11 protein-coding genes are annotated in these 10,673 nt (G+C 39.4%); all 11 read left to right on the plus strand.

The window, feature by feature from the left end; all coding sequences use genetic code 11:
• Positions 1-8 precede the first annotated feature (8 nt).
• The gene (locus tag AC3G7N_RS01245) at positions 9-209 is read left to right on the plus strand and encodes a hypothetical protein (protein ID WP_489420310.1); all 201 of its coding nucleotides are present in this window, start codon (positions 9-11) and stop codon (positions 207-209) included.
• On the plus strand, positions 206-592 hold the full coding sequence (rbsD, locus tag AC3G7N_RS01250) for a D-ribose pyranase (RefSeq protein ID WP_489420311.1): 387 nt from the start codon (positions 206-208) through the stop codon (positions 590-592). The genes AC3G7N_RS01245 and rbsD overlap by 4 nt, the downstream gene beginning before the upstream one ends.
• A gap of 48 nt (positions 593-640) precedes the next feature.
• On the plus strand, positions 641-1,738 hold the full coding sequence (locus tag AC3G7N_RS01255; protein ID WP_489420312.1) for a mandelate racemase/muconate lactonizing enzyme family protein: 1,098 nt from the start codon (positions 641-643) through the stop codon (positions 1,736-1,738).
• Between the two features lie 19 nt (positions 1,739-1,757).
• Positions 1,758-2,639: a fumarylacetoacetate hydrolase family protein gene (locus tag AC3G7N_RS01260; RefSeq protein WP_489420313.1), complete on the plus strand. Its 882-nt coding sequence runs from the start codon at positions 1,758-1,760 to the stop codon at positions 2,637-2,639.
• A gap of 26 nt (positions 2,640-2,665) precedes the next feature.
• Positions 2,666-3,430: an SDR family NAD(P)-dependent oxidoreductase gene (locus AC3G7N_RS01265; protein ID WP_489420314.1), complete on the plus strand. Its 765-nt coding sequence runs from the start codon at positions 2,666-2,668 to the stop codon at positions 3,428-3,430.
• A gap of 41 nt (positions 3,431-3,471) precedes the next feature.
• Complete coding sequence (locus tag AC3G7N_RS01270; RefSeq protein ID WP_489420315.1) at positions 3,472-4,266, plus strand: SDR family NAD(P)-dependent oxidoreductase; 795 nt, start codon at positions 3,472-3,474, stop codon at positions 4,264-4,266.
• A 606-nt stretch (positions 4,267-4,872) separates the two neighbouring features.
• Positions 4,873-6,189: an alpha-L-fucosidase gene (locus tag AC3G7N_RS01275; protein ID WP_489420316.1), complete on the plus strand. Its 1,317-nt coding sequence runs from the start codon at positions 4,873-4,875 to the stop codon at positions 6,187-6,189.
• 31 nt (positions 6,190-6,220) lie between these two features.
• Positions 6,221-7,618 carry a sulfatase family protein gene (locus tag AC3G7N_RS01280; RefSeq protein WP_489420317.1) on the plus strand — a complete coding sequence of 466 codons (1,398 nt, stop codon included), beginning with the start codon at positions 6,221-6,223 and terminating at the stop codon, positions 7,616-7,618.
• 82 nt (positions 7,619-7,700) lie between these two features.
• Positions 7,701-8,660, plus strand: coding sequence for a Gfo/Idh/MocA family protein (locus tag AC3G7N_RS01285; protein WP_489420318.1), 960 nt, complete (start codon positions 7,701-7,703; stop codon positions 8,658-8,660).
• On the plus strand, positions 8,641-9,624 hold the full coding sequence (locus AC3G7N_RS01290; protein ID WP_489420319.1) for a Gfo/Idh/MocA family protein: 984 nt from the start codon (positions 8,641-8,643) through the stop codon (positions 9,622-9,624). Before AC3G7N_RS01285 ends, AC3G7N_RS01290 begins: the two co-directional genes overlap by 20 nt.
• 84 nt (positions 9,625-9,708) lie before the next feature.
• A complete protein-coding gene (locus AC3G7N_RS01295; protein ID WP_489420320.1) occupies positions 9,709-10,575 on the plus strand; it encodes a sugar phosphate isomerase/epimerase family protein in 867 nt (288 codons plus the stop codon).
• Positions 10,576-10,673 lie beyond the last annotated feature (98 nt).

Below are 10,673 nucleotides of genomic sequence, written 5' to 3' on the forward strand. Positions count from 1 at the left end.
GTGGTTAGATGAAATGGGAATACTTAGTAACTGTCGATGATGGAAATATTTCGGAGTTAGGTATACAAGGATGGGAATTGGTTAGTGTAGCACAGAAAAATAACGAAATGAAACTTTATTTTAAAAGACCCGTACAAAGCTTAAGTGATCGTATTACAAGTGAACAACGAGAGGCAGTTTATAAAGACTTTTTGGAGGGGGCGGAATGAAAAAAGCAGGAATTCTTCATCCAGAAATGTCCCATCTGGTAGCAAGCCTGGGACATACAGACTATGTAGTTTTGGCAGACAAAGGTTATCCTGTTCCAGGTCATACAAAACGGATTGACCTAGGAATTACGGAAGACTTGCCGACTGTTTTACAAGTGCTCAAAGTAATTGAAACAGAATTTAGGATCGATAGAATCATTGTTACAGAGGAAATGCTAGATATTAGCCCAGAACGATATAAAGATCTACAACAATCATACCCTACTATTTTATTTGAAAAGGTAACCCATCAAGATTTCAAAGGACTGACGAACCATTCTAAAGGGGTTATTAAAACTGGTGATACATGTCCATACGCAAATATGATTATTGTGTCAGGATAACGTTTTATCCATAGTTATACATACTAAAAAGTGAAGGATTTGATGGGGATGAAAATTACAAACGTAGAAACCTATTTACTTAATGTACCGTTAAGACAGAAAGCAATTACTGATTCACAAACAAAGCTCGACTCTGTGGAATTTGTGGCAGTACGCTTAGACACGGATGAAGGAATAAGTGGATGGGGATTTAACTGGAATTATACTAAAGGAATCCGTGCTGTTCAGACGATTATCGATGATACCTATGCCGATAAACTAATAGGGAAAGACCCACTCATGTATAAAAATGTACTTCGTGAACTACATTATACGAACCATTTTATTGGTCAAGTCGGTATTACACGTGTTGCATTATGCGCGGTCGAGCTTGCATTGTGGGATATAAAATTAAAGGTTGCTAACATGCCGCTATGGAAGTATTTAGGTCCTGTTAAAGAAAAAGTGAAAGCATATAATACAGACGGTGGATGGCTTGAGGTGACGACAGATGAGTTAGTTAAAGATATGACTGCGCTAGTTGAACGTGGCTTTGATGCAGTAAAAATGAAGATTGGTTTGCCCAATCCGCGTGAGGACTATGAACGAGTGAAGGCAGTCCGGAAAGCAATTGGTGATGATATTAAATTGATGGTCGATGCAAATACAGTGTGGGATTTGAAAACATCAATCGTTTGGGGAAGAAAGCTTGAAGAATTTGATATCTACTGGCTTGAAGAGCCAATGAATCCGTTTGACAAAAAGTCCCATGCTGAGCTTGCACGCAGGCTGGATGTACCGATTGCTATCGGAGAAACCGTTTATACAAAATATGATTTCCGTGATTACATTGAAATGGGTGGAGTCAGCATTGTTCAAGCAGATGCCACAAAGCTTTCAGGCATCGATGAATGGTTAGATGTTGCGGCATTAGCAAGATGCTACAATTTGGAAGTCATTCCACATACGAATGTACAACAGAAGTTACATGTCCAATTAGCAGCAGCTACATCTAATGTCCCTATGGTTGAATATTGCTATGAATCTATTATCGATATATGGGAAAACCCGATAAAAGTCGAAAATGGCTATTATTCATTACCAGAGGAGCCAGGGCTCGGTTGTAAGCTAACTGATAAGATTTTAACAGAATGTAGAATTGGATAAATAGAAAGGTGGCGTATACATGAAATTAGTAACATGTACTAAAAAAGATCAGGATTTTGTTGGTACAGTAATCGCTAACAAGGTGATTAATTTAAACCATTTACTAGCGGATCCATCACTTACAATGATGGATATTGTAGAACACGGCCTATTCTATATTAAAAAGATTGAGGATAAGCTTGCGGATAATGACCAGGAGTTAGCCATGAACCTCGATGAAGTAGTCTTGAAGGCTCCATTGCCGAGTCCAGGGAAAGTTGTTTGTGTTGGGCTAAATTATATGGATCATTGTCGTGAACAAAATGTTGAACCGCCTAAATCACCATTAATTTTTTCTAAGTGGTCAAGTTGTGTAATTGGCAATAATGAAAATGTCATCTTACCTATAGGGTCTACACAAGTTGATTATGAAGCGGAATTAGGAATTGTTATTGGAAATAAGGGTAAGAACATTCAGAAGGATAATGTATTTGATCATATTTTTGGATACGTAATCATCAATGATATAAGCGCAAGGGATGTTCAGTTTGCTGATGGACAGTGGACACGTGGAAAATCCTATGACACATTCGCACCTTGTGGGCCATACCTTGTAACTGCTGACGAGATTAGTGACCCTCAGAATCTATCAATTCGTTGTACAGTAAATGGCAACGTTCTCCAAGATTCAAATACGAAAGAAATGATTTTTACAATTAAAGAAATAGTTGCTTATCTGTCAAAAGGATTTACTTTCGAGCCTGGGGATTTACTATCGACAGGTACACCGCACGGAGTCGGAGTATTCAGGGAACCTCAAGTGTTTCTTAATGATGGCGATGAGGTGACTGTTGAAATTGAAGGTTTAGGAACTCTAAAAAATACATGTGTTCGTGAAACAGAAAGCGCGGACGGTAATTAGAAACAAATAAAGTAAGGAGTGAAAAAATGCGGTTAGATAAAAAAGTTGCCTTAATTACGGGCGCTGGATCTGGGATTGGCAAGGAAACAGCTCTTCTGTTTGCAAAAGAAGGGGCGAAAGTAATTGTTAATGATGTAAATGAATCAGCAGGGAAGCAGACTGTTGCAGAAATAACGGAGCTTGGTGGAGAATCTTTATGTATTCAAGCGAATGTAACGAATGAAGCCGAAGTTAGGCAAATGGTCCAAGAAGCGCTCCAAACCTGTGAAAAAATTGATGTTTTGTTTAATAATGCAGGCATTAGTGGCATAGGCGTATTACACGAGATTGAGCTAGAGGATTGGAAAAATGTCATCAATGTGAATATAAATGGTATTTTTCTCGTTTCTAAATACGTCATCCCTCATATGATAAAACAGCAAAACGGGTCTATTATTAATATGTCTTCCTGCATTGCCGAAATTGGATTAGCCAATCGAGCATCTTACGCAGCGACAAAGGGTGCAGTGCTTTCATTGACTAAATCAATGCAGGTTGATTATGCAAAAGATAAGATCCGTGTTAATGCCTTGATGCCAGGTACGATTTTCACCCCATTTGTTGAGGATTATTTGTCGAAGGATTCGAATCCTGACGCTGCAATCCAGTCAATTAAAAGCAGACAATTGGGCGGTGACCTTGGGAAATCAATTGATGTAGCCTACGCAGCACTATACCTTGCATCAGATGAATCAAAATTTATGATGGGTTCGCCATTTATGATTGATGGCGGGGTAGTGAATGGAAAATAAATTGATACAAATATCCTGATAGTTGAAGGGAAAGAACGGCAATGAAAAGACTAATGAACAAAACAGCTCTTGTAACAGGAGGAAGCAGAGGGATTGGAGAGGCTATTGTTCTCCAACTAGCAAAAGAAGGTGCGAATGTAGCTATTAACTTTACTTCTGACAAATCAAAAGATTTGGCGGAAAGTGTTAAGGGAAAAGTTGAAAGCCTGGGTCAACAGGCAATGGTTGTTCAAGCAGATGTTGGTAACAAAGAGCAAGTTGATCAGATGATGGAAAAAGTGCAAAAAGAACTAGGGAACATCGATATTCTGGTCAATAATGCAGGGATTGCGCCATTTGAGCCCTTTATGACACTGTCAGAAGAAACGTGGGATCAAACGTATAATACAAATGTCAAATCTGTTTTTCTGTGTTCCCAAGCTGCTGCAAAAGGAATGATTGAAAGGCGCAGTGGAAAGATCATTAACATTACTTCTACAGCTAGTTTGATGGTCACCAGCCCGGTTATTCCTCATTATATTTCATCAAAGGCTGCAGCACATCAGCTTACGAAGGCATTAGCGATTGAACTGGGGAAACATAATATAAATGTTAATGCGGTTGGACCGAGTACGGTTGAAACAGATATGTGCACGGACTACCTAGCTGATAAAGCGATTTATGAAAATGAGGTAGAGGCAAATCCAATGAAAAGATTAGGAACTGCCAAACAAATTGGCGATTCTGTTGTATTTCTAGCCTCTGAAGAAGCAATGCAAGTAAATGGGCACTTATTAATGGTCGACGGTGGTTTAACGGTTAAAGCCGCACAGCCGGATGATCACTTGGAGCATTAGGCATTACTTTTATTTATACCAATAAAAAGGAAGATGGACTTATATTTTGGCTCTTTTCATACGCATTGTTACTTTTTTCATCTTAATAGTTGATGTAAATTGCGACGTAACATACCGCTTCAGAAGTACACTACGACGTAACTGCTGGTTGATTTCCGCTGCGGACCGTTGCTTTCCGCGGGCACGGCTTCAGCCTCCTCGAGAAGCCCACTCTGCGGGGTCTTCAGACACGTTCTGTTCCCGCAGGAGTCAACGGTCCTCCGCTTCAAACAACCGTCGTAATAGTGAATTAGCAATGTGTACTGGTGCCAAACACCATCTTAGCGTAGTGTATTTCCCTGACCAGGGTTGAGTTCACCAATAATGTCAAACATTCTTCTAACACTTTTCAGTGATTGGAGCTGCGGATAGTCGACTCCTGCGGGATGATAGGCATAGGTGAGACCCCGCAGTGCGTTAGCACGAGGAGGCTCACCAGCCGCCCGCGGAAAGCGACTACCCGCAGCGGAAATCACGTTGCTGTTACGTCGCATTCTATATCTATTCTCTCACAAGCAACAATCTTTACGAAAACAGCCTATATTTTTTATTTCGGAGGGTTTATATATGAGCACAAGTATTAAAGAAAAGAAATATGCAAACTGGCCTGATACGTATGCTAATCCAGAGTGGCTCATTCATGACCGTTTTGGCTTATTTATCCACTTTGGTCTCTATTCACCAGCAGCACGACATGAATGGTTTATGACACATGAGAAAATTTATACAAAAACATACCAAAAATATTTCGAACATTTTGAACCAGACTTACTTGATGCAAAGGAATGGGCTAGAAATGCCAAAGCAGCAGGAATGAATTATTTTGTCATCACGACAAAGCATCATGAGGGATTTGCATTATGGGATACAAAGTTAAGTGACTATAAGGTGACAAATACACCGATAAAACGAGATTTGCTACGTGAAGTAATTGATGCGTTTCGGGAAGAAGGCTTAAAAGTAGGGTTATATCATTCATTAATCGATTGGTACCACCCAGAGTTTACGATTGATGGACTACATCCACAACGTGAAGACGAAGAGTTCAAAAAAGAAAATGAAGATCGGGATATGAATAAGTATTTGGAATTTATGCATGGACAAGTTCGGGAGTTACTAACAGATTACGGTAAAATTGATTATATATGGTTCGACTTTTCATACCCTCATCGAGATTGGGGATGGTCTGAAGGAAAAGGTGCTATTGATTGGCAGTCTGAGAAGTTAGAGAAAATGGTCTTAGATCTACAGCCAGACATTCTTATTAATGATCGTCTCGACTTAAACCGTGGTGTAATAACTCCTGAACAGTACCAACCAAGTGAACCTGTCGTGAAAGATGGACTTCCGGTTATATGGGAAGCGTGCCAAACCATGAATGGAACATGGGGCTATCATCGCGATAATTTAGACTGGAAATCTTCGGATACGCTACTTAAGATGCTGATTGATACGGTTTCAAAAAGTGGTAATTTCCTATTAAACGTTGGGCCTAATGGTCGTGGTGAATTTGACTATCGTTCAATCAATCGTTTAGAAGAAATCGGTAAATGGATGCGGTTACATTCCCGTTCAATTTATGGGGCAAAACATAGTAATTACAAAGCACCAATCGATTGTCGATATACCCAAAAAGAAAATCGATTGTATCTTCATATTTATTCTTGGCCATTCCGACACATTCATTTGGAAGGATTAGCTGGAAAAGTTAAATACGCGCAGCTGCTTAATGATGCGTCGGAAGTTTATTTTAGAGAGTTTGATCCTGAAGAAGTAATTACAAGTACAGAGACGAAGATTGATGTTAACTCGGTTGTTTTAGATCTTCCAGTGCAAAAACCGGATGTTGCTGTCCCTGTTGTCGAGTTGTTTTTAAAGAATTAAAAGCTTACTAGTGGTTAAAGGAGGATAAATTATGGCGAACAAAAAAGGGCCCAATATTTTGTTTATTATGAGTGACGATCATGCAGCACATGCAACAGGTTGTTATGGAAGCAAAATTAATGAAACGCCTAACCTTGATCGTATAGCAAATGAGGGAATGCGTTTTGACAATTGTTTTTGCACGAATTCAATTTGTGCACCCAGCAGGGCTGCGATTTTGACAGGGACATATAATCATGAAAATGGAGTGAAAACACTTGGGGACAATCTTGACGGGCGAAAACCAAACGTTCAGAAACTCTTTCAGAAAAACGGTTATCAAACAGCGATTATTGGAAAATGGCACTTGGGACATGGGGAAGGCCATGATCCAACGGGTTTTGATTACTGGAACGTACTGCCTGGACAAGGTGATTATCATGACCCAACGATGATTGAGATGGGGGAAAAGAAGGGTTATAACGGGTATGTAACGGACATTATCACGGATCTTTCCCTAAATTGGTTGAAAAATAGATCGAAGGATGAACCGTTTATGCTAATGTGCCAACACAAAGCACCACATCGTCCGTGGGAACCTGATGAGAAACATGCCGATATGTATGAAGATGTTGATATTCCTGAACCTGAATCGTTTCATGATGATTATAGTAACCGTTCGAATGCAGCAAAGGAGGCGACGATGCGAATTGATCGGGACCTTAATAAAATTGATCTAAAGGAAGACTCACCCGAAAACTTGTCAGCTGAAGAACTTAAAAGCTGGAAGTACCAACGTTATATTAAAGATTATTTGCGTGTTGTTGCTTCCATTGATGATAACGTAGGAAGAATGCTTGATTATCTCGATAAAGAAGGTCTTACGGAAAATACAATCGTTGTGTACACGTCAGATCAGGGGTTTTTCCTTGGTGATCATGGTTGGTATGACAAGCGATTTATGTATGAAGAATCATTGAGAATGCCATTTGTCGTACGTTATCCACGTGCCATTGAAGTTGGATCAGTTACGGATGATATAGCATTAAATGTGGACTTTGCTGAAACATTTCTTGACTATGCAGGTATTGAAATTCCACGTTTTATGCAAGGAACTAGTTTACGTCCTGTAATGGAAGGCAGTACACCTAAGGATTGGCAAACTTCCCTTTATTATCGATATTGGGAGCATTTAAGCGAACCCCACAAAGTTGGTGCCCACTACGGCGTACGTACGACAAGATTTAAGCTCATATATTATTATGGTGAATCGTTAGGAGCGTCCAACACCGTTGATGAATCGAGAACACCGGAATGGGAATTGTTTGATTTAAAAGAGGATCCTTCAGAAATAAATAATGTCTATCATAATCCTGATTATGCAGGGACGGTAGAATCATTAAAAAATGAACTTTATCGGTTGAAGGAAAAAGTGGAAGATACAGAGTGAAAAATTCCCTGTATGGATTTTCTTAACTAAATTTATATGTAGGGATGAAAATAAGATAATTATAATGAGAGAGGTGTATGAATTGGTAAATGTAGCAGTGATAGGAACCGGGGATACCAGTAAAAAACACCTTGAAACCTGGTCTCGTATCTCGAATGTAAAAGTTGTTGGGGTCATTGAAGTAGCCGCAGAGGACAAACAACAATTGCTAAAAGTGGTCGATAGCTTGCAGGATTTGAAATCGTTAAGAGTTGATGTAGTTGACATTTGTGTGCCAGCTAATGTCAGAGCTGACTATGTACGTCAGGTAGCAAAAGAAGGTTATTCTATAATATGTGTAGCACCACTAGCACGGAACGTGGAAGAAGTAACCTCTGTTTTAAAAGAATGCCAAGAAAAAAATGTGCAAGTTCATATTGGGAACATTCTTCGTTTTTCACCAGAGTATGTTGATGCAAGAAATCAGGTTAAAAACGGTAAGATTGGCAAACCAGGCGTAATACGACTAGCCAGCGGAACGGCACGTCCAGTAGGGGAAGTGGATCTATTTTCTAGCTTGGGTATTCACCAATTTGACTGGCTGACCTGGACATTTGGTGACGTTGAACGTGTGATGGCAAAGCATGTCAAAAGGGAGCGCCACGATGGAACACCAATTGAATTTGCCCTAGTAACACTTCGGATGGTAGACCAAACAATTGCGCATATAGAATTATCTTGGGCAAAAACAGAAACGGAGACATCATTTGAATTGGCCGGTGATAAAGGAATGCTTACCCATAATAGCAATGAAAGTTTTCCAATCGATGTTCAACTTTTTACTGATGAGGTAGCGCTTGAAGAAAGTATTATAGGAAAGTCTGCTCTGCAACGTCAATTTGAATACGTTGTTAAAAGCATAGAAGTACAAGGTAATACAATGCCCAAAGTTGATGACACATTAAAAGCAATCAGGATTGCTGAAGCTGCGAGAAAATCTGCGGAAACCGGCAAACCCGTTTTGTTCAAGGAGGTGCTTCCATATGAAAGTGGGAATCATTAGTTTTGCTCATATGCATGGATTAGCTTATGCACAGTATTTAGTAAAACATCCAGAAGCAGAATTAGCCGGAATATGGGATGCTGATGAACAACGCGGAAATAAAATGGCTAAACAATTTAAGTCGTACTTTTACAAGGATTTAGATGAACTTTTAAAGACAGATATTGAGGCTGTAATCATCTGTTCTGAAAATGCTCATCATAAAGAACATGTAATGAAAGCGGCAAGTTATAAGAAGCAAATTTTATGTGAAAAACCGATTGCAACTGAAGTTGAAGATGCAACGGCAATGATTAAAGCCTGCGAGGAAAATGGCGTAATTTTACAAGTCGCATATCCAGTACGCTTTGCCCCAGCTATTCAAAAAGTGAATCACATTGTTCAATCTGGGAAATTGGGGGAAATCATCGCTGTAAATGCAACTAACCACGGTCAAATGCCTGGCGGTTGGTTTGTTGAAAAAGAATTGTCTGGTGGGGGTTCAGCAACAGACCATATCGTTCATATCATGGATTTACTTCGTTGGATGTTGAAAGATGAAGTGAAGAATGTATATGCTGAATTTGATACGCGATTCTATGATATTGATGTCGAGGACTGTGGTTCGGTAATGCTGGAACTAGAGTCTGGTGCAATCGTATCAATTGATCCAAGCTGGTCACGTCCAAAGACGTTCCCAACATGGGGGGATGTTACGCTGCAAATTGTTGGAACAGAAGGCGCCGTATCTGTCGATGCATTCAAACAACATTCCCTTCTATACAATGATAAAGAAGGAAAAATCGAGCAGCAACCTTGGGCAGATGATATGGATGAAGCGCTTGTAAATGACTTTATCGATTGTGTCAAGACAGGAAGAAAACCTTTTATAACAGGAAATGATGGTTTACGAACATTGGAAGTTGTAAAAGCAGCTTACAATGCGAACGAATTAAAACAAGTGGTTGAACTTGAACGTAATTAAGTTTTTTGAGAGTAAAAGGGAACAGTTAAAGCTCATCCATAATGTATACATGTACGTTATGGGTAGTGAATGGAGGTTTACTAGATGAAACTAGGTATGAGTTCTTATAGTTTAATAGGAGCAATTAACAGAGGAGAAATGTCTATTTTGGATGTCATTCAGTGGACGGCTGATCAAGGTGGCGAACATATAGAACTTGTCCCGATGGGTTACACGTTGACAGATAACCCAGAGTTAACCGAAGCAATTGTTCAAAAAACGAAAGAAACAGGAATTGGAATTTCTAATTATGCTATTGGCGCAGACTTTCTACCAGCTAGCGAGGAAGCGTTTGAACAGGAAATAAAACGAGTAAAAAAAGAAGTCGATATTGCAAACCAATTAGGTGTAAGGCTAATGAGACATGATGTGTCATTTAAGCCTCCTCATGAAGCATCAATTAAACAATTTGAACAGGATTTACCGAAATTAGTTGAGGCATGCCAGCGAATTGCTGATTATGCAGCACAATATGATATCGTAACAAGCATTGAAAATCATGGCTTCTATGTTCAGGCAAGTGACAGGGTGCAACGGTTAATAAACTGTGTGGATCGTCCTAATTTCAAAACAACACTAGATACTGGGAACTTCCTTTGTGTTGATGAGGATCCGATTGTAGCAGTGAAGAAAAATATTGACTATGCATCAATGGTTCATATTAAAGATTTTTACCATCGCCCTGCTTCCTCTTATAATCCCGGTGAAGGTTGGTTCCAAACTCCATCAGGTAATTATTTACGAGGGGCAATTAGTGGTCATGGTGATATTAATCTATATGAAGTGATAAAGGTAATTAAACAATCAGGTTATGATGGCTATATTTCGATTGAATTTGAAGGCTTAGAAGAATGTAAACAAGGATCTAAAATAGGTTTGGACAATGTCCGCAGAATATGGAACGAAATTTAAAAAAGGATGTTTACTAAAAGGTTGTTGTTTTTGCCACAAAATATATAGACTGCGACGTAACTAAAAATCATGTTCAGTGACCTGCGCCGCTGTGGAAA

This window comes from Virgibacillus carmonensis (assembly GCF_057836705.1).